The organism is Pseudonocardia yuanmonensis (genome assembly GCF_039542425.1).
Lineage (GTDB): Bacteria > Actinomycetota > Actinomycetes > Mycobacteriales > Pseudonocardiaceae > Pseudonocardia > Pseudonocardia yuanmonensis.
Genome location: NZ_BAABIC010000009.1, coordinates 105,178 through 128,867 on the forward strand (window position 1 = coordinate 105,178; position 23,690 = coordinate 128,867).

Sequence of the window (23,690 nt, forward strand, 5' to 3'; positions counted from 1 at the left end):
CGATGTCCACGACCGACGTTCGTGCACTACGCAGTGCGCGTGACGACTTCCTCTCCAGCGGCCGGATCGCGGAGCGGTTCCGCACGGTGGTGCGCCCGGAGATCGCCGCGTCCTGGTCGCGCTCGCAGCGCGCAGGGGTGTCCCCGCTCGAGGCGCACCTGCCGAATCTCCCCGAACACGAGGTCAGGGCGCCCCTGGACGCTCTCGCGAAGCCGATCCTCGCCAAGATGGCCGACGAGCTCGAGGGCCTCGGCTGTGCCCTGTCCCTGGCGGACGGACAGGGCAGGCTGGTCCGCAGCTGGATCCCGGACACCATGGTGCGAGGCTCCTTGCGGCGGATCATGGCCGATCCGGGCGCGAGCTGCAGTGAGAAGCACGTCGGCACCAACGGGATCGGGACGGCGCTGGCCGACCTCCAGCCCAAGATCATCGGTGGTGCGGAGCACTGGGGCGAGCTGCACCTGGACATGACCTGTGTCGCGGCGCCGGTCCTGGACCCGGTGAGCCGTCGCCCGGCCGCGGTCATCAACGTGACGATGATGGAGCAGACCGTCCACCCGGCCCTCACGGCGCTCGTCAGGTGGTCCGTGGCGGAACTCCGCGAGGCGATGCTGGAGCGCTCCGGGGCGGCGGAGCGGCGGCTGTTCGAACAGTTCCTGGCCCATCGCGGGCGCAGCGACCGTCCCTCGATGGTGCTCAGCAGACGGATCGTGGTCGCCGACCCCGCCGCCGCTCAGCTCTTCCCGGAGCTCGACGCCGCGGACCTGTGGGAGCAGGTCGGTGGTGCCGGTGCCTCGCGGAGTGTGGACCTGGAGCTCCCCGACGGGGTCGTCCTTCCCGTCCGGGTCAGCCCGCTCGCCGAGGACGGTGTCCTGGTCGAAGTGTGCCGAGGCACTCGGGCGCCGCTGCGGAGGTCGGCGGCAGGCCGGCCCGCGAGCCCGGTGTACGTGGCGGCCACCGCGCAGGCCGGTGAGGCGGTGGCGGCCGGTGTCCCGGTCCTCCTCGTCGGCGAGCCGGGCACCGGCAAGGCGACGCTGGCGGCAGAGCTGCTGAAGCCCTGGGGTGAAGGCACGCTCGCTGTCTCCCACCTCGATGCGCTGACGCCCGACAAGACCGAGGTGATCCGCCGGGCGGTGGACGACGGGCTCAGGGTCGTGGCCACCACCCGGAATGTCGGACTCGTCGCACCGGAACTCCTCGAGTTGTTCGACCTCGCGACGGTCACGGTCCCGCCGCTGCGGGAACGGCTCGCTGAGCTACCGGCCCTGGTGGCGGAGCTGACGGCGCGCCTGGGTCGACCGGCCCGCTGGAGCGGCGAGGCGCTCGACGCGCTGGCGCGTCGTCGCTGGGCGGGCAACCTCCGCGAGCTCGAGAGCGTCGTGACCCGGACACTGATCAACAGCTCGGGGCTCATCCGCGTGGCGGACCTGCCCCTCGACGTGCGGCAGGAGGCCGGCCGCAAGCGGCTGACCCGGATGGAACAGGCCGAGCGAGACGCGATCGTCGCGGCACTCGCCGCGTCGGCAGGAAACAAGGCGATCGCCGCCGAGGAGCTCGGGATCTCGCGATCGAGCCTGTATCGCAAGATCGACCGCTACGGGCTCGCCGACTCCGGTCAGGTCGAGATGCGGATGCGCAGCTGAGAGGGGGCAGGGGCCACTCGCCCTGCCCCCTCGTCCCTGCCCTCAGTGTCACATCGTGAGCACCAGCTTTCCGGTGGTGCGTCCCGCCTCGCCGACGCGGTGCGCCGCGGCGGCCTCGGCCAGCGGGAACGTGCGGTCCACATGCACGGCGAGCGCCCCCTTCTCAATGAGCTCGACCAGCCCGCGGAGTCCGCCTGCATCCGGCTCGACGAGCATCCAGCGCACCGTGACGTCCTCACGGCGGGGCATCAGGGCCGAGTCGAAGCCCACGGGCGGGATGATCGACACGAGTGTCCCGCCCGGGCGTAGGCAGCGCAGCGACCGCTCGCGCGCCTCACCCCCGAGGGTGTCGAGGATGACGTCGACGTCCCCGACGAGCTCGTCGATGGGGCCGATCGTGTAGTCCACGGGCTCATCGACCCCGATCGACCGCAGGAAGTCGTGCTTCGCCGCGCTCGCGGTGCCCACTACATGGGCGCCGAGGGCCTTGGCGATCTGCACGGCGAGGTGTCCAACCCCACCCGCGGCGGCCTGCACGAGCACCCGCTGCCCGGCACGGAGTCCGGCGGTGTCGACCAGCGCCTGCCAGGCGGTGAGGCCTGCGAGCGGAACGCCCGCCGCCTGGATCGGGTCGACGCCGACGGGCGCGGGGACGAAGTGGCGTGCGGGCCCGGTGACGAACTCCGCGTAGGCGCCCGCAGGCTTGGGGAAGCGCGGCATGCCGATCACCGGATCGCCGGGGGAGTGCAGGGTGACGCCCGGGCCGACCGTCTCGACGACCCCCGCCACGTCGAACCCCAGGATGAACGGGGGCGTCTCGTCCCCGTAGAAGTAACCGCGGGTGCGGGTCTTCCAGTCGGTCGGGTTGATCCCTGCCGCCTGGACGCGGACGAGGACCTCGACCGGGCCCGGCTCGGGGACGGTGGTCTCGACGAGCCGGAGCACCTCGGGGCCTCCGGGGGTGAGCTGGCTGACGGCGCGCATGGACGTGGGCACGGGTCCTCGATTCGTCGGTCCCACGGAACGAGAGTGCGTAAGAGCCTGCGGTGTCCCGGGGAGAGGAGACAGACCGGCCAGTGGGCGACGGTCGTCTGTCGACCGGATGCTAGGTTCGGCTTGCTGGCGGTGTCAATCGCGCCCGAGGGTGCGGCGTGGGAGGGTCGATGACCGTGTCCGAGCCCCGGTGGGACGTCATGGGCATCGACGAGCGCGCACCCAGACGGGCGCCGTCGCTGGCCGAGCAGGCCTACGAGACGCTGCGGGAGTGGATCGTGGCCGGTGACCTTGCCCCGGCCACCCCGCTCAGCGAGAACGACCTGGCTCGTCGCTTCGCGATCAGCCGCTCGCCGCTGCGCGAGGCGATCCGGCGGCTGCAGGACGAGAAGCTGCTGGAACCGTCCGGCCCGCGAGGGTTCAGCGTGCCTCCGCTCGGTGTCCAGCTGGTCAGGGACGTCTACGGGGTTCGCCGGGCGCTGGAGACGGCGGCGGCCGAGTCCGCCACCGACATCCCCGCGGGCGAGGTCGCCGCGATGCGTGCCCGGCTCACCGAGCAGGCCGCGGAGATCCGGAAGGGCAATCTCACGCCGTTCACCGAGGGCGACTTCGACTTCCACGACCTGTTCGTCGGCCACTGCGGTAACCGACTGCTCATCGGACACCTGCACCGGCTCCGCGGAAACATTCGGCGGATCATGACCTACGCCGGGCAGTTCCCCGGCCACACCGAGGCGTCGCTGCGCGAGCACGAGGTGATCCTCGCCGCCATCGAGGCGGGCGACACCGCGTCGCTGCGCGCGGCGGTCGACGGTCATCTCCGCGGTGTCACGTCTCGGTTGGTTGCAACCCTGGAGGAGGCCGACCGAGGCCGCTGACCTGCGGCGTCCCAATCTGGGACAACCCCGCCGTGTGACGGTGCTCCTAGCGTCACCGGTGTGAAGCCCCCACCGTTCTCCTACCACCGCGCCGGCTCCGGTGAGCACGCCGTCGCGCTGCTCTCCGCCCTCGGCCCGCGGGCCAAGGTGCTGGCGGGCGGGCAAAGCCTGCTGCCGATGCTCAACCTGCGGCTCGCCGACCCGCCGCACCTGGTCGACATCGGCCGCGCGGAGGATCTCCGGATCCTGCGCCGCGCAGGCGACCGCCTCGTGATCGGGGCGGCGACGACGCAGAGCGAGGTCGAGTACTCGTCCCTCACCGCGGCGGTACCGCTGTTGGCCGAGGCCGTCGGGTACGTCGCCCATCCACCCATCCGTCATCGCGGCACCGTGGTGGGGAGCATGGCCCACGCCGCGGCCGTCGCCGAGCTGCCGTGCGTCGCCCTCGTGCTCGACGCACGGTTCACGGTGCTCGGCGCCGACGGTGTGCGCACCGTGGCGGCCGGGGACTTCTTCCTCGGACCATTTCGCACCGCGGTCGGGCCCGGCGAGCTGGTCGCCGAGGTCGCGCTGCCGATCGCGGCGCCGGGGACCGGCCAGGCGTGGTCGGAGTTCAGCCTGCGCCGAGGGAATTTTCCCGTGGCGGGCGCAGGCGTCTCGCTGACCCTGCACCACGGACGGGTCGCCGCCGTGGCCATCGGCCTGTCCGGTGTGGCGGACCGCCCGGTCCGCGTCCCGTCCGCCGAGCGGATCCTGCTCGGGGCGGTACCGGACGACGAACTGATCACGAGGGCCGCGGCAGCGGCCACCGAGGACCTCGAGCCGCGGCCGGCGGCGGACCCCGCCGCACACATCCTCCCGGTCCCGGTCGCCCCGGTTCCCGGGTTCGACTACCGGGCCCGGGTCGCGCGCTCGCAGGTCCGCCGCGCCCTCACCACCGCTCTCGCCCGTGCAGGAGGAACCCGATGACCCAGCTCGACAGCAGGGCCCCGGAGACGGAGCTCCTGGACCCCGAACTCGACACCGCTCCCGGCACCGTCCACGAGGTCGTCGTCACCGTGAATGGTCGGTCGCGCCGCATCTCCTGCGAGGCGCGCAAGTCACTCGCCGACGCCCTGCGCCAGGACCTGCGGCTCACCGGCACCCACATCGGATGCGAGCAGGGGGTCTGCGGAGCCTGCACCGTCCAGCTGGACGGGCGCACCGTCCGCTCGTGCCTGACGCTCGCCGTGCAGGCGGACGGGCGCGAGGTCGCGACGATCGAGGGCGTCGCGCCCGATACGGACACCCTGCACCCGATCCAGGAGGCGTTCCGCGCCCAGCAGGGTATGCAGTGCGGCTTCTGCACCCCCGGGATGGTGCTGCGGACCCAGGAGTTCCTTGCTCAGAACCCACGGCCGACCAGGGACGAGGTGCGCGAAGGAATCTCCAGCAGTCTATGCCGCTGCACCGGCTACCAGTTCATCGTCGACGCCGTCATGGACGCCGCCGACCGGCTCTCCGGGGAGCAGGACCAGTGACCGTGCCCACGCCCACCGCCCCGCACAAGGATCTCAAGTGGATCGGGCGGTCCATCCCCCGCGTCGAGGACGCCCGCCTGCTGCGCGGACTGGGGCGCTACATCGACGACATCGTCCTCCCCGACATGTTGCACGCGGCGGTGCTGCGTAGCCCACATCCGCACGCGCGGATCGTGGCGGTCGACGCGTCCGCCGCGCGGCGGGCGCCCGGCGTTGTCGCCGTCGTCACCGGGCCCGAGGCCGCCGACCTGGTCGGACCGCTACCCGACAACGGGCCAGCGCCCGACAAGCACGTCTGGCGGGTGCTGGCCGCGGATAAGGTGCGGTTCGTCGGAGAGGGCGTCGCGGTCGTCGTGGCGGAGACCCGCTATCAGGCCGAGGACGCCTGCGAGCTGATCCAGGTCACCTATGACGTGCTCGACCCGATCGTCGACCCCGTCGAGGCCGTCCAGAACCCCCCCGGGCTGGTGCACGAGGCGATGGGCACCAACATCGTCTACGAGCGGACCTTCACCTTCGGGCCGGTCGCGCAGGACTTCGCCGAGGCCGACCTGATCGTCCGGGACCGACTGCGTTACCGGCGACAGACCGCCCACCCCCTGGACACGACGGGTGCCGTCGCGGAGTTCGACGTCGGCACCGGTGAGATGACGGTGCACACCAACAGCATCTCGGCGACCTCCGCCGCGTTCGGCGCCGCCGCCTCGCTGGGTATCCCCAGCAACCGGCTGAACCTGGTGCCCTGCATCGCCGGTGGGAGCTTCGGCTCGAAGCAATTCTGCTGGCGCTCCACCGTGACCGCGGCGATGATGGCGAAGCTGACCGGCAGGCCGGTGAAGTACGTCGAGGACCGGCTGGATCACCAGCTCAACGGCGACCAGCACGGCTCCGACCGGTACTACGACGTGGAGCTCGCCGTCATGCGGGACGGCACCTTCCGCAGCCTGCGCCTGGACGTCGTAGAGGACTACGGCGCCTACTGCCAGTTCGGCCTGGGCTCGCACGGCAACGCCATCGCCCAGGTCACCGGTCCCTACGCGATCACCAGCACCGAGTACCACGTGCAGGCGGTCCTGACGAACAAGACCCAACAAGGCGCCTACCGCGGGTTCGGCGCCGACGCCGGGAACTGGGCGTTGGAGCGGATCGTCGACAAAGCGGCCCTCGAGCTGGGCATGGACCGGGTCGAGATCCGCCGGCGCAACCTCATCCCGGCCGACGCGTTCCCCTACACGATCCCGGCCGGAAACCTCTACGACTCGGGCAACTACCAGGCCGTCCTGGACCACGCGCTGGAGCGCTTCGACTACGCCGGCTGGTGTGAGAAGCGCGAGGCGATGCGGGCGGAAGGGCGCCACGTCGGCATCGGCGTGGTCACGGCCAACGAGCGCAGCGTCTACGGCGCGACCGAGTTCTGGTTCTGGTTCGACAACGCCGACGTGGCCGTGAAGACCACCAGCACGCCCGAGGGCGTGAACCTCAACGTCGACGCCGCCGGAAACCTGACGGTGACCCTGTACTCGACGCCGTTCTGGGGGAACAGCTCGGACACCGTCGCGTCCATGCTGGTCGCCGAGGAGTTCGACGTCGACCCGGCGGACGTCGCCGTCGTCCATCACGGGACCAAGGGCGGTCTGCCCGCCGCTGGGCCCGGCGGCAGCCGGCTAACCGTGATGCTCGCCGGTGCCATCCGCGGCGCCTCGGGCAAGATCAAGGACAAGCTGCGCAAGATCACCGCGAACACCCTCGAGGTCGACGAGGACGACCTCGAGTGGGTCGACGGCGGGTACCAGGTCCGCGGCGTCCCCGAGCGCAGGCGCACAGTCGCCGAACTGGCCCTGGCGGCCCACCTGGTCAAGACCTCGCTGCCGGAGGGCATGGAGAGCGGCCTGGACGAGAACTTCGTCTACGACCACCCCTACCTGACCATGCCCAAGGACGACCGGTCCGACCTCGGCGTCTGGTACCCGTGCGTCGGCAACGCCTGCCATCTGGTCGCGGTGGAGGTCGACCCGGAGACCGGCAGTGTCGAGATCCTCGACTACGCCGCCGTTCACGACTCCGGGACGCTGGTCAACCCGCGCTCCTACGACGGCCAGATCGTCGGCGGCACAGCCCAGGGAGTCGCGACGGCGCTGTCGGAGGAGCTGTCCTTCGACGCGCACGGCATGCCGTTGCCACTGACGTTCTGGGACTACCTCATGCCGACGGCACTCGACGTGCCGGAGGTGAACATCGGCCACGAGGAGACCCCCTCCCCGTTGACCGCGCACGGCATCAAGGGCGGGGGAGAGGCCGGTCGGCTCATGGCGCCGGGCGCGCTCTCCGCGGCGATCGACGACGCGTTGCGCGACTTCGACGTCCGCGTCACCGAGCTGCCCGCCACCCCCGAACGCATCGTCGGCTGGATCAGCCGGGAAGGACAGGTCTGACATGGGCAAGCTCGAGGGCAAGGTCGCCTTCATCAGCGGAGCCGCACGCGGACAGGGCCGCAGCCACGCAGTCCGGCTCGCCGAGGAGGGTGCGGACATCATCGCGGTGGACGCCTGCGCCGACATCGCCACGGCGCCCTACGCCATGGCCACCACCGCCGATCTGGACCAGACGGTGAAGCTCGTCGAGGCGCTCGACCGGCGGATCGTCGCTCGCCGGGCCGACGTCCGGGACTTCGACGCCCTGGCCGCGGCCGCCTCCGACGGCGCGGCGCAGTTGGGCGGCGGGATCGACATCGTGCTGGGCAATGCGGGGATCGTCTCCTTCGGCACGATGGCGGAGATGCCGGAGCAGACCTGGCAGGACATGATCGACGTGTGCCTTACCGGGGTCTGGCACACCGTCAAGGCTGCGATGCCCTACGTGCGAGACGGCGCCTCGATCACCCTGACCAGCTCGGTCGCCGGCTTCAAGGGCTTCGCCAACGCCGGCCACTACGTCGCGGCCAAGCACGGCGTGGTGGGACTCATGAAGACTCTCGCGAACGAGCTCGGTCCCCGGGGAATCCGGGTGAACACGATCCACCCCACCGAGTGCGACACCGACATGCTGCACCACCCCACGCACTACGACCTGTTCCGGCCCGACCTGAACGGGAACGTCAGCCGGGAGCAGTTCGCCGAGGCGACCACGACGCTGCACATGCTCCCGATGCCGTGGGTCGACGCCCGCGACGTCTCCAACATGATCGCCTTCCTCGCCTCCGACGAGGGCCGGTACATCACCGGCTCGACGATGTTCGTCGATGCGGGTGCCATCAACAAGTGAGTCCCAGAATTGGGACAACTTACTGTTCAGCAGCGTCAGTAACGTCATCACCGTCATCCGATCAGGAGCTGTCGAAAGGAATTTGATGAGCACTTCCGACAAGGACGTCGTCAAGGCCTTCGTGGATGCTTTCGCGAGGGGTGACATCGACACCGCGCTGGGCTACCTAGCTCCCGACTCCCTGGTCGACGAGGCGGACGGGCTGGAGTTCTCCGGCAAGTACCACGGCCCGGACGGCTTCCAGAAGCTCTTGACCACCATGGGATCCCGCCTGGAGGCCACGGTCGACGGCTGCGACTACGTCGTCGGCGACGACGGCGTGATCATCACCAAGATGGCGCTGACGTTCTCATCCCGTGCGACCGGTCGAAAGCTGCCGACGCGGGTCACCGAGCTCTACACCGTGAAGAACGGCCGGATCGCCCATCTCGACTCGTTCTACAAGGACCCCGCCGGGGTTGCAGCGCTCTACGCCGAGAACTGACCGAAACCGCGCGGACAATCTGAGGACAAGGAGACGACAATGGCTGTCGACCCCACCCAGGACAAGATCGACCACCTGCTCACCCTCCCCGAGAACGAGCCGATCATCCTCATGAACCTCCTTCGGTTCGCCGAAGGCGGCGAGGAGGTCTACGAGCGCTACGTCAAGCACTGCAAGGTCCACGGCCCGCGCTTCGGTGTCGAGTTCGTGTACCTGGGCAAGGGCGGACACGTGATGGTCGCCGAGGACGGGCAGTCCTGGGACGCCGTGTGGATCGTGCGCTACCCGAACGCCAAGGCCTTTTTCGCGCTGCTCCACGACGCGGACTTCAAGTCCGGTTTCCACCTGCGCGGCGACAGTCTCGAGGAGGCCGTGCTGCAGGTGACCACCCCGTGGGAGATCTGACATGGGGCGGATGAGCGGGAAGGTCGCTCTGGTCACCGGAGCCGGTCGTGGTCAGGGTCGGTCACACGCGTTGACTCTTGCCCGCGAGGGAGCGGACATCATCGCGCTCGACGTTCCGAAGGCCATCGAGACGATCGAGTACGAGACCGCGAGCGCAGAGGACCTGCGCGAGACGGTCAAGGGCATCGAGGAGCTCGACCGTCGTGTGCTGGCGTTCGAGGGGGACGCCAGGTCCCAGCAGGCCCTCGACGACGCGGTCGCCGCGGGCGTCGACGAGTTCGGCCGGATCGACGTCCTGGTCGCCAACCACGGCGTGCTCTCCATCGACCCGTTCTGGGAGATGAGTGAACAGCGCTGGACCGAGATGCTCGACGTCAACCTCACCGGGGTCTGGCGGGCCTGTAAGGCCGTCGCCCCGCAGATGATCGCCCAGCAGTCCGGGTCGATCGTCATGACCGCCTCCATCAACGCCTTCGAGACCCAGGCCGGCTACGCCCACTACAACGCCTCCAAGGCAGGCGTGTTCAGCCTCATGAAGAACGTCGCGATCGAGCTGGGCGGGTACGGGGTCCGCGCGAACTGTGTGTGTCCCGGCGCCACGAACACCAAGATCATCGACTGGCAGAACCTGCGCGATCAGCTCCTGTGGCCGGGCGCGTCGGCCGCTGATCTGTTCGACGTGACCAAGAACTGGACCGCGCTCAAGGGACGCAAACTCCTCAACCCGCAGTCCATCAGCAACGCGGTGCTGTGGCTGGCGTCCGACGACGCCGCCGACGTCACCGGCGTCGCCCTGCCCATCGACGCCGGGCACCTGATCCTGCCCGGCTACAACGGAACCCCAGCGGAGGTCTGACCCCCATGACCGGCTCCTGGCCGCGCCGCTTCGACGGCAAGGTCGCATTCATCACCGGGCTCGGGCGCGGCCAGGGCCGGCGCCACGCGATCGACTTCGCCCGCGAGGGCGCCAACATCATCGGGCTCGACGTGCTCGAGGACATCGAGTCGTCCAACCAGCCCTCCTCCACCCGGGCAGACCTCGACGAGACCATCCGGCTGGTCGAGGAGGCCGGCGGCAAGATCGTCGCGCTGAAGGGGGACGTCCGGGACTTCGACGCCGTCCAGGCGACCGTCGCCGCCGGCGTCGAGGCATTCGGCAGGCTCGACGTGGTGGTCGGCAACGCCGGCATCACCCCCGGGGACCTCAAGCCCTTCTGGGAGCTTGGAGAGCTCAGCTGGCGAGAGACCGTCGACGTCAACCTGACCGGCCTGTTCCACACCGCGAAGGCTGCGGCACCGGCGATGATCGAGGCCGGGAACGGCGGTGCGATGGTGCTGATCGGCTCGATCTCGGGCGGCAAGGGCTGGGCCAACATGGCCCACTACTGCTCCACCAAGTTCGGCCTCATCGGGCTTATGCGGGTCATGGCGATCGAGCTCGCGCCCTACGGCATCCGGGCCAACGTCGTGTCGCCGACCAACGTCGACACCCAGATGTTCATGAACCCGCTGATCAAGAAGCTGTTCGCCCCGCACCTGGATAACCCGCCGCGCGAGGATTGGCGCGAGGTCACCAAGCACATGCACCTGCTCGACATCGGCTGGGTGCAGCCCGAGGACATCAGTGCAGCCGTGCGCTGGATCAGCTCCGACGAGGCGCGCTACGTCACCGGCACCACCCTGCCGGTCGACGGCGGCGCACTGGCCAAGTAGCCGTCATGGCCCCCGAACCGTTCACCGTCGCCGTTCCCGGCGAGGTCCTGGACGATCTCCAGCACAGGCTGAGCCACGTGCGCTGGCCGGACGACGTGGGCAACGCGGACTGGCGCTACGGCGCAAACCGGGCGTACCTCGAGGAGCTCGTCGCGCACTGGCGCAACGGGTTCGACTGGCGAGCGCAGGAAGCGCGGATGAACATCTACGCGCACTTCCGCACGACCCTCGACGAGGTCCCGATCCACTTCGTCCACGAGCGCGGCCGCGGCCCGGCGCCTGTCCCCCTGATCCTGTCGCACGGCTGGCCGTGGTCCTTCTGGGACTTCGAGAAGGTCATCCGGCCGCTCGCCGACCCGGCGGCGTTCGGTGGCGATCCCGCTGATGCCTTCGACGTGGTGGTGCCGTCGCTGCCGGGATTCGCGTTCTCGACGCCGCTGCGCCGCACCGGGATCAACTTCCATCGCACCGCCGACCTGTGGGTCCGGCTGATGCGGGACGAGCTGGGCTACGACCGGTTCGGTGCGCAGGGCGGCGACTGGGGCCAGCTGATCACCTCGCAGCTCGGCCACAAGTACCCGCAGCACCTCGTCGGCACCCACCTCAGCCTCTCGCTGCCGCTGAACTTCTTCGAGGCCCAGCTCCCCGGCGAGACCGAGTACGCCGAGGACGAGCGGCACTGGTACCACCACACCCAGCGCCGGATGGAGCACGCGACGAGCCACATCGCCGTGCAGAGCACCGATCCGCAGAACCTCGCCTACGCCATGCACGACTCACCCGTCGCGCTGCTGGCGTGGCTGGTCGACCGGCGCCGCTGGTGGAGCGACAACACCGGGGACGTCGAGGAGTCCTTCACCAAGGACGACCTGCTGACCCTCGCCACCCTCTACTGGGTCGGCGGGTTCGTGGGCACCGCCCGCTTCTACTGGGAGGCCGCCCACGACCTGTGGAAGCCGGTGCACGATCGGACGCCGGTCGTGGAGAGCCCGACCGGGATCGCGGTCTTCCCCAACGAGCTCGTGGTCATGCCCAGGTCGTTCATGGAGCGCTACTACGACCTGCGCCGACTGACGTACATGAAGTCCGGCGGGCACTTCGCGCCCGCCGAGGAGCCGGACGCCCTCGTCGAGGACGTCCGGGAGTTCTTCCGCCCGCTCCGCACGACCTGAGCGGTTCCCCCGTACCTCCTTCCCAGAGAGGGGCGACGATGACTGCCGTCCCCAGAACGACTCGCCGCCTCGCCGCAGTGCTCGGCGGTGTCACCGCGCTGATCCTCGCCGCAGCCGGGTGTGCTCCCGCCGCACCCCAGGCCGGTGGTGCCTCGGGATCCGCCGCGCTCGAAGTCGCCGACACCGCTCCCGGCGACATCACGCCCTTCTGTCCGGCCGAGCCCACGAAGGTCATGTACGTGAAGTCCGCGGGCGGGCACGTGTGGGAGGCGATTTCGCACGCCGAGTTCGCCGCCGACGCCGCGAAGTGCCCGACCGTCGAAGAGTCCTGGTACAACGGCACATCCGGTCAGCAGGGTGCGATCGCCGCGACCAACGCTGCCGTCGCCCAGGGCGCCAAGGTGATGGTCATCAGCCCGGACTTCGGCGACTCCCAGTTGCCTTCCATGCGCAAGGCGATGCAGGCCGGCGTCCAGGTCGTCTCCACCGTGAACGACGTCAACGGCCAGAAGGGCGTCGACTACGTCGAGTCCCTCGTGTGGGACACCAAGGCCATCGGTGAGAAGCAGGCCGAGTGGCTAGCGACGAACGTCAAGACCGGCAAGGTCGCGTTCCTCGGCGGGCAGCCGGGCGCTCCGTCCACGCAGAAGACCTTCGACGCCTTCAAGGAGGCGTTGGGTCGGCTGGCACCGCAGATCCAGCTCGTACCCGACACCTGGGTCGCCACCAACTGGGACGCCGGGCAGAAGCGTCGCGCGGTCGCGGGTCTGCTCGCCCAGAACGGTGACTACGCGGCCTTCGTGAGCGACTACGGGGCGTCGGACGTCGGCGCGGTGCAGGCGATCCTCGACGCGAAGGCACCCATGCCGGCGTTCCTCAACATCGGTTCGTCGCAGGCCTTCGTGTGCCTGGTGCAGCAGCACAACATCCCGTGGCTGGGGCAGGACGGGACCACCCGTCTCTCCGCGGCCTCCCTGCGGATCGGCCTCGCGGCCCTCGCCGGGAAGCCCAGCCCGGAACCGGTGCCCTACGAGCTGATGGTCTACGCGGACACCGCCGCCGGGAAGACACCGACCTGCGACCCGAGCGTGACGCCGGACGCCGATCTCTCGTCGAGCCTCTCGGTCGAGGCGTTGAAGGCGGTGCTCGGTGGGACGTGAGGGGCCGGCGGCGGCCCTGGCTGCCGTCGGACCTGAGGAGCAGGTCGACGTCGCGCTCGAGCTGCGCGGGGTCACCAAGGTGTTCCCCGGGGTGACTGCCCTGGACGACGTCAGTCTCGATGTTCGAGCAGGTGAGGTCCACGGTGTCGTGGGCGAGAACGGTGCCGGCAAGTCCACGCTCATGGCGGTGGCCTCCGGGGCCCTCGTGCCCGAGTCGGGCACTGTCACGCTCGCCGGCCAATCCCTCCAGGCGGGTTCGACCGCTACAGCGCGGGAGCGCGGGATCGCCATCGTCCGGCAGGAGCCGGCGCTCCTGCCGGACCTCTCGGTCGCCGAGAACCTCTACCTCGGGCTCTCGGCGGACCGCAGGCCCGCCTTGGCAGGTCTCATCGCCTGGGCGGCGGGGCTGCTCGCCGACTGGAGCCCGGACGTGGGGATCGACCCGGCGGCCCGAGTCGAGGAACTGTCCGCCGAACACCGGTTCATCGTCGACATCGTCCGCGCAGTCGCCCAGGAGCCTGCCGTGCTCGTCCTCGACGAGCCGACCGAGCACCTCGCGCGAGAGGACGTCGAGCGGCTGTTCCGCGCCGTCCGACGACGGGTCGAGGCGGGCGGCGCGGTCGTCTACATCTCCCACCGCATCCGCGAGGTCAAGCGGATCGCCGACCGAATCAGCGTTCTGCGCGACGGTGCCCACCGCGGCACCTTCGAGGCCTCGAGTCTCGACGAGGCGGAGATCGTCCGGCTCATCGTCGGTCGCAAGCTGGACGCGGTGTTCCCGGCCAAGCATGCCGGGTCTGGTGGCAACCCCGTCCTGCAGACGCGCGGCCTCTGTGGCGAGGGGTTCTCGGACCTCACCCTCGCCGCGCGACCCGGGGAGATCATCGGCTTTGCCGGAATCGAGGGCAATGGTCAGCGCGACGCACTGCGTGCGCTGGCTGGTCTATCCTCACGGTCCGGCGACGTCCGGGTCGACGATGCGCGGGTCGCCGCTCGGACGTCGACGATCGCTTACCTGAGTGGGGACCGGCACCGGGAGGGACTGTTCCCCGGCCTCTCGGTCCGGGAGACCATCGGGCTGCGCGTGCTGCCTGCGGTGTCGCAGGGCGGTGTGGTGCGCGCCGGACGGGAACGGGAGCTCGCCGAGTCCGCGGTCGAGGAGCTCGGCGTCAAGACGCCGGGTGCCGAGACTCCCACGACCTCGCTGTCCGGCGGCAACCAGCAGAAGGTGCTGCTCGCCGGTGTCCTGCGCCGTGAGCCTCGGGTGCTCCTGGTCGACGAGCCCACCCAGGGCGTGGACGTCGGGGCCAAGTCCGAGATCTACGAGCTGCTGCGTGCGGCGGCCCGTGAGCGGGGTATGACGGTCATCGTCGTCTCGTCCGACGGGATCGAGCTCGAGGGGCTCTGCGACCGAGTGCTGGTCTTCTCCCGCGGACACGTGGTCGAGGAACTGCAGGGAGACGCGGTCCGGGAGGACCGCATCACCGCGGCCGCCCTGACCTCGACCTCCGAGCGAGAAACCGGGCCCGCGCGATCGGTCGGCCGGTTCACCCGATGGCTCGCCGGCGACGCCGCACCCCTGGCCGTCGTGGGAGTGACGGTCGTGGCGCTCGCCGTGGTCGCGCTCGTCGTCAACCCGTTCTACGCCGCCCCCGCGAACGTCACCGGCACGCTGGCGCTGATCTCCGTCCTGGCGATGGTCGCCCTCGGGCAGACCATCGCTCTGATGGTCGGCGTGGTCGACCTGTCGGTCGGACCGCTCATGGGGTTCGTGGTGGTCGTGGAGTCCTTCTTCCTCACCGCGGAGTCGAGCAGCGGCGCGCGCGTCCTCGGGCTCGTCCTGCTCATCGCAGTGCCAGCGGTGGTAGGCGTGGCCAACTGGGCCCTGGTGGACCTGGCCCGGATGAACTCCATCGTGGCCACATTGATCACCTTCATCGCCCTCCAGGCACTGTCGCTGGTGCTCCGCCCGGAGCCCGGCGGTCTTTTCGACAGCCGCGTCACCGACATTCTCGGCGGGGCACTCGGGCTCGTCCCGTTCGGCTTCATCCTCGTCGTGCTGGTCGCGGTTCTGCTCCAGTTCGCGCTGCGCCGAAGCAGGATCGGAGTCGCCCTGCGTGCCGCTGGCTCAGATGCGTCCGCGGCCGGGCTCAACGGTCTCGTCCCGCGACGACTTAGGCTGCTCGCCTTCGTGGCCTGCAGTCTGTTGGCCGGTCTCGGCGGGGTGCTCCTCATGGCGCAGGTCGGGTCCGGGGACGCGACCGCGGGTGGCGAGTACACACTGATCAGCATCTCCGCGGCCGTCATCGGTGGAGCCAGCATCTTCGGCGGCCGCGGGTCGTTCGTCGCGACCGTCGCGGGAGCCCTGCTGGTCACGCAGGCCATCGCGGCCGTGCCGTTCCTCGGCCTCGAACCGGCCTGGGCCAACTACCTGCCCGGCGCCATGACTCTGGCTGCGGTCGCGGTGTATGCGATCAGCAGGCACGCAGTGGCAGGAGGCTCGCGATGATCGCTGCTCAGGAGGCCGCCGCCCCGGCCCGTCCCCGCCTCGCCGCAGGTCCGTACGCCGGCATCCTCATCGCGACAGTGCTCCTGTTCGTGCTGAGCGCCATCCTGGTGCCACAGTCGATGACAGCCCAGTCGCTGGGCGCGATGCTGCCGGCGTGGGCCGTCCTGGCGATCATGGCGGCCGGCCAGACGCTGGTCATCCAGCAGCGCGGGATCGACCTCTCCGTACCGGGGACCGTCACGCTCGTGGCGATGTCGGTCACGACGTTCCTCGACCGCAGCGCGGCTCCCGTCCTCGTCGGGTTGCTGTTTGCCCTCGTGATCGGGGCACTCGTCGGGTTGCTCAACGGGTTCGTCACCACCCGCATCCACGTCACCCCGCTGATCACCACCCTTGCGGTGAACGCACTCCTGCTCGGGGCGATGTTCAGCTACACCGGCGGTGTCCCCACAGCCGCGCCCGCGGGCCTCCAGGGGTTCTCGGGCTCGGCCCCACTCGGGGTCTCGACGCTGGCGTGGGTCGCCCTCGTCGTGGTGCTGGCGGTGGCCTTCGTGGCGGGACGCACAGTCCTCGGTCGACGCTTCGTCGCGGTCGGAGCCAACCCGGCCGCGGCCCGCGCGCTCGGCCTCCCGGCCGAGCGGTACGTCGTCGGGGCTTACATGGCGGCGGGGCTCCTGTTCGCCTTCGCTGCGTTCCTGCTGGTGGGATACACCCAGAACCCTTCGCCGACGCTCGGCAACCCGTACCTGTTCCAGACGGTCATGGCGGTCGTCATCGGCGGCACCAGCGTGGCCGGTGGGAAGGGCAGCGTCCTTGCGAGCGCGGTGGCCGCGCTGTTCCTCACCCAGCTCGGCCAGGTCGTCCTGAGCTTCGGCGCCGGCCCGGCGACCCAACTCCTGGTCCAGGCCGGTGCGATGGCCGTCGCCCTCGCCGTGGCCGCGATCGTCGAACGCAGGGGAGCGACACGTGCGTGACTCCATCGGTGGCTGGTGCCACGTCGACTCGACCTACACGGTCGAGATCATGGCCCGGGCAGGCTTTGACTGGTGCTGCCTGGACATGCAGCACGGCCTGCACACCGTCGGCGGTCTCCTCGCCGGCATGCAGGCACTCGCCGCGGCGGGGTGTGCGGGGTACGTCCGGGTGGGGGCGAACCGGCACGAGGACATCGCCCGGGCACTCGACGCCGGCGCTCGCGGCGTCATCGTTCCGCAGGTGTCCTCGCCAGAGCAGGCGCGTGCCGCGATCGCCGCCTGCCGCTACCCGCCGTCGGGACAGCGCAGCTGGGGGCCGGTTAGAGCCAAGCTCGCTCCGGTTCGACCCGAGCCGGGCGCGCTGGACGGTGCGGCGGACTGTTTCGTGATGATCGAGGATCGCGCTGGGCTGGACGCGCTGGACGCCATCACCACCGTCCCGGGTTTGACCGGCATCTTCGTCGGTCCTGCAGACCTGGCGTTGTCGTTGGACGGAGACCCGTACGGGGCGAACGCCGACGCCACCCTAGAGGTTGCGGGTCGAATCGCGGCGGCGTGCGCCCGCGTCGGGATCGTGCCCGCTGTCTTCGCGGGGAGCGGCGTCGAGAAGTGGCGACGGGCAGGCTTCTCGATGCTGGCCGTCGACTCCGATTCGACATTGCTGCTCTCCGCGGCGCGCGCGGCGGCCACCGCCGCGCGTGAGGCGCTGAGCGAGGTCCGCGCGTGAACGAGGTGTTGTGGAGCCCGCCGCACCCCGAGGCGACCGCGATCGCGGCGTTCGCCCGGTGGCTGCGCGAGGCTCGCGGTGTGCCGCTCCGGTCCGAGACGGACTACACCGAGTTGCACCGGTGGTCGGTCGAGGACCCGGCGATCTTCTGGGCTGCTGCGGCCGAGTACCTCGGGGTGATGTTCCGCGAACCGGCCAGTGCTGTGCTCGGCTCCCGGGCCATGCCTGGCGCGGAGTGGTTCCCGGGGGCCACGCTCAACTACGCCGAACACGCCCTGACGCCCGGGCCCGGTCGGCTCGACGACGACGTCGCCTTGGAGTTCGTCCGGGAGGACGGGCTCCGGCGCAACGTCACCCATGCCGAGCTCCGTGAACTCGTCGCCCGTGCCAGGGCGGGCCTGGCGGCCGCCGGGGTGGGCCGAGATGACCGGGTCGTCGCGTTGGCGTCGAACACGGTCGAGACCGCCGCGCTGTTCCTGGCGGCGGCGTCGCTCGGCGCGATCTGGTCCTCGTGCTCGCCGGACTTCGGCGCGCAGGCCGTCGAGGACCGCTTCGCCCAGATCGAGCCCACCGTGCTTCTCGCCGTGGACGGCTACCGCTACGGAGGCAAGGTCTTCGACGTCCGAGACACCGTCGATGCGCTCCGCGGCAGGCTCCCCTCGCTGCGCCGCGTCGTCCTGGTGCCCGACGTCGACCCCGCCGCGCAGCTCGACGGGACGGTCTCGTGGGCGGACTTCGTCGCAGAGGTCGGGCCGCTGGAGTTCGAAGCGGTGCCGTTCGACCATCCGCTCTGGGTGCTCTACTCCTCGGGAACCACCGGCTTGCCCAAGGGGATCGTGCACTCCCACGGCGGGGTCGTGCTGGAGCACCTCAAGATGCTTCGGCTACATCAGGACCTCGGGCCGGGCGACAAGTTCCTCTGGTACACAACAACCGGCTGGATGATGTGGAACCTGCTCCTCGGCGGCCTGCTGGTCGGAGCCACTGTCGTCCTCTACGACGGTCGCCCCGGCACCACCTCGTTCTGGGAGCTCGCCGGCCGGCTCGGAGTCACCGTCCTGGGGACCTCGGCCGGGTTCATCGAGGTCTGCCGCAAGGCGGGGGTCCACCCCCGCGACGTGGCCGATCTGTCCAGGCTCCGTGCGATCGGCTCCACGGGGTCCCCGCTCTCCGTCGATGACTATCGCTGGCTGGCCCGGGAGGTCAGCGCGGCTGCCCAGATCAGGTCGATCTCGGGCGGGACGGACGTCTGCACCGCATTCCTCGGGTCTGCCCCTACGCTGCCCGTCCGAGCGGGAGAGCTGTCGGCAGCGATGTTGGGCGTCGACGCCCGTGTGCTCGGGCCCGATGGCGAGGAGCTCCATGGCGAGGTCGGCGAGCTCGTGGTGACTCAGCCGATGCCGTCCATGCCAGTTGCATTCTGGGCCGACCACGACGGTGCTCGGTTGCGTGCCGCGTACTTCGAGGATTATCCGGGGCTGTGGCGTCATGGCGACTGGGCGAGTCGGACGCTCGACGGTGCCTTCGTCGTCTACGGCCGGTCGGACTCCACTCTCAACCGGGGCGGCGTCCGAATGGGTACCGCGGACTTCTATGCGGTGGTCGAGCGATTCGAGGAGGTCGAGGACTCGCTGGTCATCGACACGACTCAACTCGGGTCGGGGGAGGACGGCACGTTGCTCTGCTTCCTGGTCCTGGCGCCGGGAACGAAGCTGGAGGCTCTCGAGCCTGCACTGCGAGCCAATCTTCGGAGCGGTTTATCCCCGCGCCACGTCCCCGACCGGTTCATCGCCGTCGACGAGGTGCCGCGGACGCTGAGCGGCAAGAAGTGCGAGGTCCCGGTCAAGCGGATCTTGACGGGGGTCGATCCGGAGCAGGCCGTCAGCCGAGAGGCGCTGCGCAATCCGGAGTCCCTCGACTTCTACCGGGCCCTCGCCGTCGAGTCCGTGTGAGGTGACGAATCTGGGCACGGACGCGATCACGGCCGCCGAGGTCGTCGTCGCCACGGTGGGCGTCGTGCTGACGGTTGTCCTCCTCGTCCGGATCAGCGGTCAGCGCAGCCTCGCGACGATGTCGGCGGTAGACATCGCCTGCGTCGTCGCGGTGGGCGCGGTGGCAGGGCGCACCACACTCCTCGCCGTACCCAGCCTCGCGACGGGTCTGATCGCCCTCGTTGTGCTATTCCTACTGCGGCACATCCTGTCCGGTGTGGAACATCGAGCGGTGGGACGTCGACTTCTCTCCCGGCAGCCTGTCGTTCTCCTCCGCGACGGCCGGATTCTGCCCGACGCGATGCGGCGTGCGCGAATCAGCGACGACGACCTCCGTCAGCGGCTGCGTCTGGCCGGCGTCGTCGACCGCGAGGATGTCCGCCTCGCCGTCCTCGAACGTTGCGGCCAGATCAGCATCGTCCGCGGCGGCCACATCGAGCCGTGGATACTGGCGGACATCGACGAGCGAAGTCACGGTTGATGATCGGGGCCGATCCCCGCTGGCAGCCCCCGAGCCGCGTTCGATGTCAGCGGTGTCGCCCGGCCTCGAGCCGGCGCCCTCCCGTTGGTGCGATCCCGCCCAGGCCTCCTCGACGATCCGGGTCACCGCAGCGAGACCGACCGGCCGTGGATTGGCGTAGGGAGCGGCGCACACCTCGGCCGCTACCGTGGCGCAGTCCTCCCACCGCATCCCGAGCCCAGCGAGTCCGGGAGAGATGGTCGTGGTGCGGCCGAGCTCCCAGACCCGTCGCGCTGGATCGGCGTCGTCGAGCGCCCGTTCGAGGGCCTCTGCCGCCCGCGGAGCGGCGGGCAGGTTGAAGGCGAGCACGGCGGGCAGCACCGCCGCGTGGGCTGCCGCGTGCGGCAGCCCCAGCGTCCCGCCGAGGACGTGACAGATCTTGTGGTGCAACGACATCGTGGTGGCTCCGAGGCACGAGCCGGAAAGCCATGCACCGCGTAGGGCCAGCTCCCGCGCAGGCAGGTCCGCCGCGTCCCGGCCGAGTGCGTCCAGCGCGGCGGCCAGCAACCGGATCCCTTCCTCCGCCAGCAGCGAGACGACGGGCGAGCCGTCCGGCGCGTAGAGCGCCTCCGCGGCATGGGCCATGGCATTGAGTGCACTCGTCACCGCCGTCGCGTGCGGCAGCCCGGCCACGAGGTCGACGTCGTAGATGACGAGCCGCGGCAAGACCCGCGGATCACGTCCGGTCCTTTTGTGCCCGGCCTCCGTGAGCCCCCATACGGGGGTCATCTCGGAGCCCGCGAAGGTGGTGGGCACCGCCACGACCGGCAGCCCGTGCCGCAGCGCGACGGCCTTGCCCAGCCCCACGGCGCTGCCGCCGCCGACAGCCACGCACCCGTCCGCGCCGAGCTCGACAGCGCGGGTGGCAGCGCGCTCCGCGAGCTCCGCGGGGACGTGCTCGCGGGCCTCGGCGAACACGCCCGCGACCCGCTCCCCGGCCGCCGCCACGATTGCGTCTGCGGCGGCGGCCCGACCCGGTGTGCACAGGACGAGGACCTGTGAGAGGCCCAGTCCGTCGAGCTCGGCGGGCAGGCTCGCGACAGAGCCCGCGCCGAACCGGACGACTCCGGGCAGGGACACGTGCCGGAAGTCGTTCGTCCTGCTCTCAGGCACCCAGGACCACCTCGAAGTCCACGGTCCGGAAGGGGTTGTCCAGGCCGGCCGCTGCGGCTCGTCGCGGATCGTCTACCTGCGTGAACTCCCGCACGAGGGATGCCTTGACGCCGAACACTGTGTCGTCGTCGATGTAGGGCGAGTCCGCGACGAACACGTGCGTGGTGAGTGTGCGGAAGCCCGGGGCGGACACCTCGAAGTGGATGTGAGCGGGCCGGTTCGGGTGCCGAGCGGTCTTCTCCAGTAGCTCGCCGACCGGGCCGTCGTCCGGGATCGGGTAGTAGCGGGGCATGATCGTCCGGAACCAGAACGTGCCGTTCCCGTCGGTGGTGAACAGCCCGCGCAGGTCGTACTCGGGGCGGGTCTCGTGCTGCACGTCGTAGTACCCGTCCGCGTCCGCCTGCCACACGTCGACGACGGCGCCCGGGACCGGCGTCCCGGTACGGTCGAGTACCCGGCCGGTGACCAAGCACGGCTCGCCCGACCCGGGCTCGGCGATGGTGTCACCGAGCTCGCGAGGTCGGGAGTCCACCACATGGAAGGGTCCCTCCACCGTGGCCTCGGTGGCCGTGCCGTCCGAGCGGTTGTTGATCGTCTCGACCAGCATCGAGACCCCCAACACGTCGGAGAGCAGGATGAACTCCTGACGTGTGTCGCTGCACTTCTGGCCGGTGGCGGTGAGGTAGCGGATCGCCGCCTCCCATTCCTCCACCGTCAGCCCGACATCCTTGACGAAGTCGTGGAGGTGCTGCGTCAGCGAGGTCATGACGTGCTGCAGCCGCGGGTCCGGGGTGTCGGCGAAGCTGTCCGCGACGATCTCCGCGGAACGCTCCTCCTCGAACAGCCTTCTGGTGGCCGACGTGCGGGAACGGCGGTGGTCCATCGTTGTCTCCTTTACAGTCCCGGACATGGTCAGGTGCGCGCGGGCCGTAGAGCGCGTGTCGTGCGCACCATCGGTCCTGCCGCGGCGAGCACCGCCACGACGAGAGCCGCGATCCCCGTCCCGATGTCCGCGGGATGCCACGGGGCGCCCGTCGCGGCGTCGAGCGACCAGCCCCCCGGACCGGTGAAGGCGAGGGTGGCGGCCATGACGGCAAGCACGAAGGGGAGCTCCCCGCCACCCGCCGCGGCCCACACACGGCCGGCCTTGAGGGTGGCTGCGAAGCCTGCGACCAGCATCGTGCCGACGGCGATCGCGACCCCGAGCGGGACAGCCGCACCGAGGGCGAGCAGGACCGCGGCGGCCAGCTCGCAGGTCGCTGCGAGCCGGGCCATGGCCGGCCCCGGTCGCTGTCCGAGGCCTTCGAAGATCATCGGCGCCTTGACCATCCCCGGACCATGGAACCAGGCGAAGAGCTTCTGGGTGCCGTGGACGAACAGGACGAAGCCCAGCGCCAGACGGACGACGAGGAGCCCGACATCGATCGACATGGTGGTCTCCTGTCGTTCAGGCGAGCGTGGCCGAGGAGTCGGACAACGTCAGGTGGACCTCGATCCGGCCCTCGTTGATCTGCCAGGGCACGAGGCGGAAGACACGGAGCCCCCTGGCGTGGAAGGGATCGCGATCGGCGATCCGACGGACGGCTGCGGCCGAGTCGGCGCGCAGTACGAGCAGACCCGATCCGGAGTAGCGGTAGTCCGCACCGAGCATCGGCCCGGCGAACATCAGCGCACCGGAGGCCTCGATGGCGGACAGCCAGGCCTTGTGCTCGTCCAGATGTGGCCTGATGTCCTCCGCGGATGTGCCTTCGGCAGGCTCGGTGAAGCAGAGGAACACGACCTTTTGTGCACCCGAGTGGCGCTCGTCCGGCCGAGCGAGGGTCTCCTCGGAAGCTGTCACTACTGACTCTGTCTTCATCATTCTCCAATCCCCGTTCCGGTGATCCGATCACCGGCGTTTCTCGATCTCCGGCACCGCGCGCATTCAGCGGAGGATCATGAACGTGCGTGGCTGCAATGTCGCGTCTCTGTCCCAGCGCGTCTCCTCCTGCTCCCTCGATCATCGGCGAAGGAGGAGCTGGTCGAATATCGCGTGAACGCGTGATGTGTGCCCCGACCGAGCGCGGCATGGTCTCTGGCACCACGCTGCACGAACGGGTCGATGCCGCTGGCACGGACCCGCCTGACCTGCCGGAGGCCGCCAGTGACCGCTTCAGCTGTGACCGATTCCGCCCTCGCCTTCCGGACCACCATGTCGAGGCTCCCCTCCGGGGTCTCGGTGATCACGACCCGAGCGGGGGATGCACCGATCGGAATGACGGCGAGCTCGGTAACCGCCCTTTCGCTCGATCCGGTCCAGCTGCTGGTCTGCGTGGCCAACCATTTGTTCACGCGGAAAGCGATTTCTGAGCACGGCAGCTTCGGGGTCAACATCCTCGGAGAGGACCACCAGGCCCTGGCGCGGCAGTTCGCCACGAAGGGCGATCGATTCGCCGGGGTCGAGGTGGACGAGGAGGACGGAGTCCCCATGCTCCGGGCCGCGATCGCGAACGTCGTGTGCGACGTGGCAGCCGCGCTGCCCGGCGGCGACCACACGATCTTCGTCGGCACCGCACGCCGCTTCGGGCACGTCGACGAGGGTCGACCGCTCGTCCACTGTCGGGGCGAGTTCGGCAGGATCGTGTAGC

Annotated in this window: 22 protein-coding genes and 1 pseudogene; 18 read left to right on the forward strand and 5 right to left on the reverse strand. The window is 70.1% G+C overall.

Translation table 11 applies throughout. The annotated features are described in order from the left end of the window. Positions 1-2: 2 nt before the first annotated feature. A complete protein-coding gene (locus ABD990_RS15120; RefSeq protein ID WP_345381133.1) occupies positions 3-1,643 on the forward strand; it encodes a sigma-54-dependent Fis family transcriptional regulator in 1,641 nt (546 codons plus the stop codon). A 48-nt stretch (positions 1,644-1,691) separates the two neighbouring features. On the opposite strand, the gene ABD990_RS15125 is transcribed toward ABD990_RS15120, so the two are convergent. Beyond that, positions 1,692-2,627, reverse strand: coding sequence for an NADP-dependent oxidoreductase (locus tag ABD990_RS15125; RefSeq protein WP_345381266.1), 936 nt, complete (start codon positions 2,625-2,627; stop codon positions 1,692-1,694). A gap of 179 nt (positions 2,628-2,806) precedes the next feature. On the opposite strand from ABD990_RS15125, the gene ABD990_RS15130 reads away from it, so the two are divergent. The 16 genes from ABD990_RS15130 to ABD990_RS34405 all read left to right on the forward strand — a co-directional run bounded on the left by ABD990_RS15130 (position 2,807) and on the right by ABD990_RS34405 (position 19,911). After that, a complete protein-coding gene (locus tag ABD990_RS15130; protein ID WP_345381134.1) occupies positions 2,807-3,514 on the forward strand; it encodes a GntR family transcriptional regulator in 708 nt (235 codons plus the stop codon). A 60-nt stretch (positions 3,515-3,574) separates the two neighbouring features. Beyond that, complete coding sequence (locus ABD990_RS15135; protein WP_345381135.1) at positions 3,575-4,483, forward strand: FAD binding domain-containing protein; 909 nt, start codon at positions 3,575-3,577, stop codon at positions 4,481-4,483. After that, positions 4,480-5,034, forward strand: coding sequence for a (2Fe-2S)-binding protein (locus ABD990_RS15140; RefSeq protein WP_345381136.1), 555 nt, complete (start codon positions 4,480-4,482; stop codon positions 5,032-5,034). The genes ABD990_RS15135 and ABD990_RS15140 overlap by 4 nt, the downstream gene beginning before the upstream one ends. A gap of 2 nt (positions 5,035-5,036) precedes the next feature. Continuing rightward, positions 5,037-7,466 (forward strand): xanthine dehydrogenase family protein molybdopterin-binding subunit, encoded by a 2,430-nt coding sequence (locus tag ABD990_RS15145; RefSeq protein ID WP_345381137.1) that lies wholly within the window; start codon positions 5,037-5,039, stop codon positions 7,464-7,466. 1 nt (position 7,467) lies between these two features. Further along, the gene (locus tag ABD990_RS15150; protein WP_345381138.1) at positions 7,468-8,295 is read left to right on the forward strand and encodes a mycofactocin-coupled SDR family oxidoreductase; all 828 of its coding nucleotides are present in this window, start codon (positions 7,468-7,470) and stop codon (positions 8,293-8,295) included. An 85-nt stretch (positions 8,296-8,380) separates the two neighbouring features. Then, entirely contained in the window at positions 8,381-8,779 is a 399-nt protein-coding gene (locus tag ABD990_RS15155; RefSeq protein WP_345381139.1) for a nuclear transport factor 2 family protein, read from the forward strand. A gap of 39 nt (positions 8,780-8,818) precedes the next feature. Continuing rightward, a complete protein-coding gene (locus ABD990_RS15160) occupies positions 8,819-9,184 on the forward strand; it encodes a hypothetical protein (protein WP_345381140.1) in 366 nt (121 codons plus the stop codon). 10 nt (positions 9,185-9,194) lie between these two features. Continuing rightward, entirely contained in the window at positions 9,195-10,040 is an 846-nt protein-coding gene (locus ABD990_RS15165) for a mycofactocin-coupled SDR family oxidoreductase (RefSeq protein WP_345381141.1), read from the forward strand. Between the two features lie 5 nt (positions 10,041-10,045). Then, positions 10,046-10,897 (forward strand): mycofactocin-coupled SDR family oxidoreductase, encoded by an 852-nt coding sequence (locus ABD990_RS15170; protein ID WP_345381142.1) that lies wholly within the window; start codon positions 10,046-10,048, stop codon positions 10,895-10,897. Between the two features lie 5 nt (positions 10,898-10,902). After that, positions 10,903-12,069 (forward strand): epoxide hydrolase family protein, encoded by a 1,167-nt coding sequence (locus ABD990_RS15175; RefSeq protein WP_345381143.1) that lies wholly within the window; start codon positions 10,903-10,905, stop codon positions 12,067-12,069. A 38-nt stretch (positions 12,070-12,107) separates the two neighbouring features. Then, the gene (locus ABD990_RS15180) at positions 12,108-13,229 is read left to right on the forward strand and encodes a substrate-binding domain-containing protein (protein WP_345381144.1); all 1,122 of its coding nucleotides are present in this window, start codon (positions 12,108-12,110) and stop codon (positions 13,227-13,229) included. After that, a complete protein-coding gene (locus ABD990_RS15185) occupies positions 13,219-15,738 on the forward strand; it encodes an ATP-binding cassette domain-containing protein (protein WP_345381145.1) in 2,520 nt (839 codons plus the stop codon). The genes ABD990_RS15180 and ABD990_RS15185 overlap by 11 nt, the downstream gene beginning before the upstream one ends. Next, positions 15,735-16,712 (forward strand): ABC transporter permease, encoded by a 978-nt coding sequence (locus ABD990_RS15190; RefSeq protein ID WP_345381146.1) that lies wholly within the window; start codon positions 15,735-15,737, stop codon positions 16,710-16,712. Before ABD990_RS15185 ends, ABD990_RS15190 begins: the two co-directional genes overlap by 4 nt. After that, positions 16,705-17,439 (forward strand): HpcH/HpaI aldolase family protein, encoded by a 735-nt coding sequence (locus tag ABD990_RS15195; protein WP_345381147.1) that lies wholly within the window; start codon positions 16,705-16,707, stop codon positions 17,437-17,439. Before ABD990_RS15190 ends, ABD990_RS15195 begins: the two co-directional genes overlap by 8 nt. 5 nt (positions 17,440-17,444) lie before the next feature. Further along, positions 17,445-19,391, forward strand: coding sequence for an acetoacetate--CoA ligase (locus ABD990_RS15200; protein ID WP_345381267.1), 1,947 nt, complete (start codon positions 17,445-17,447; stop codon positions 19,389-19,391). A 118-nt stretch (positions 19,392-19,509) separates the two neighbouring features. Beyond that, on the forward strand, positions 19,510-19,911 hold the full coding sequence (locus ABD990_RS34405) for a DUF421 domain-containing protein (protein ID WP_425569609.1): 402 nt from the start codon (positions 19,510-19,512) through the stop codon (positions 19,909-19,911). 111 nt (positions 19,912-20,022) lie between these two features. On the opposite strand, the pseudogene ABD990_RS34615 reads toward ABD990_RS34405, so the two are convergent. The 4 genes and pseudogenes from ABD990_RS34615 to ABD990_RS15220 all read right to left on the reverse strand — a co-directional run. Next, positions 20,023-21,063: pseudogene (locus ABD990_RS34615) on the reverse strand (maleylacetate reductase); the annotation flags it as partial. Then, on the reverse strand, positions 21,056-21,946 hold the full coding sequence (locus tag ABD990_RS15210) for an intradiol ring-cleavage dioxygenase (protein WP_345381149.1): 891 nt from the start codon (positions 21,944-21,946) through the stop codon (positions 21,056-21,058). The gene ABD990_RS15210 and the pseudogene ABD990_RS34615, both read right to left, overlap by 8 nt. Before the next feature lie 29 nt (positions 21,947-21,975). Then, on the reverse strand, positions 21,976-22,494 hold the full coding sequence (locus tag ABD990_RS15215) for a DoxX family protein (protein WP_345381150.1): 519 nt from the start codon (positions 22,492-22,494) through the stop codon (positions 21,976-21,978). A 16-nt stretch (positions 22,495-22,510) separates the two neighbouring features. Next, positions 22,511-22,903 (reverse strand): YciI family protein, encoded by a 393-nt coding sequence (locus tag ABD990_RS15220; protein WP_345381151.1) that lies wholly within the window; start codon positions 22,901-22,903, stop codon positions 22,511-22,513. Positions 22,904-23,254: 351 nt separating this feature from the next. Between ABD990_RS15220 and ABD990_RS15225 the strand changes: the two genes are divergently transcribed. Beyond that, positions 23,255-23,689 (forward strand): flavin reductase family protein, encoded by a 435-nt coding sequence (locus ABD990_RS15225; protein WP_345381268.1) that lies wholly within the window; start codon positions 23,255-23,257, stop codon positions 23,687-23,689. Position 23,690 lies beyond the last annotated feature (1 nt).

Coding starts and splice junctions, on each gene's coding strand:
- ABD990_RS15120 (WP_345381133.1), top strand. CDS start 3: ATGTCCACGACCGACGTTCGTGCACTACGCAGTGCGCGTGACGACTTC.
- ABD990_RS15125 (WP_345381266.1), bottom strand. CDS start 2,627: ATGCGCGCCGTCAGCCAGCTCACCCCCGGAGGCCCCGAGGTGCTCCGG.
- ABD990_RS15130 (WP_345381134.1), top strand. CDS start 2,807: ATGACCGTGTCCGAGCCCCGGTGGGACGTCATGGGCATCGACGAGCGC.
- ABD990_RS15140 (WP_345381136.1), top strand. CDS start 4,480: ATGACCCAGCTCGACAGCAGGGCCCCGGAGACGGAGCTCCTGGACCCC.
- ABD990_RS15150 (WP_345381138.1), top strand. CDS start 7,468: ATGGGCAAGCTCGAGGGCAAGGTCGCCTTCATCAGCGGAGCCGCACGC.
- ABD990_RS15155 (WP_345381139.1), top strand. CDS start 8,381: ATGAGCACTTCCGACAAGGACGTCGTCAAGGCCTTCGTGGATGCTTTC.
- ABD990_RS15160 (WP_345381140.1), top strand. CDS start 8,819: ATGGCTGTCGACCCCACCCAGGACAAGATCGACCACCTGCTCACCCTC.
- ABD990_RS15165 (WP_345381141.1), top strand. CDS start 9,195: ATGAGCGGGAAGGTCGCTCTGGTCACCGGAGCCGGTCGTGGTCAGGGT.
- ABD990_RS15170 (WP_345381142.1), top strand. CDS start 10,046: ATGACCGGCTCCTGGCCGCGCCGCTTCGACGGCAAGGTCGCATTCATC.
- ABD990_RS15175 (WP_345381143.1), top strand. CDS start 10,903: ATGGCCCCCGAACCGTTCACCGTCGCCGTTCCCGGCGAGGTCCTGGAC.
- ABD990_RS15180 (WP_345381144.1), top strand. CDS start 12,108: ATGACTGCCGTCCCCAGAACGACTCGCCGCCTCGCCGCAGTGCTCGGC.
- ABD990_RS15190 (WP_345381146.1), top strand. CDS start 15,735: ATGATCGCTGCTCAGGAGGCCGCCGCCCCGGCCCGTCCCCGCCTCGCC.
- ABD990_RS34405 (WP_425569609.1), top strand. CDS start 19,510: ATGTCGGCGGTAGACATCGCCTGCGTCGTCGCGGTGGGCGCGGTGGCA.
- ABD990_RS15210 (WP_345381149.1), bottom strand. CDS start 21,946: ATGGACCACCGCCGTTCCCGCACGTCGGCCACCAGAAGGCTGTTCGAG.
- ABD990_RS15215 (WP_345381150.1), bottom strand. CDS start 22,494: ATGTCGATCGATGTCGGGCTCCTCGTCGTCCGTCTGGCGCTGGGCTTC.
- ABD990_RS15225 (WP_345381268.1), top strand. CDS start 23,255: ATGTCGAGGCTCCCCTCCGGGGTCTCGGTGATCACGACCCGAGCGGGG.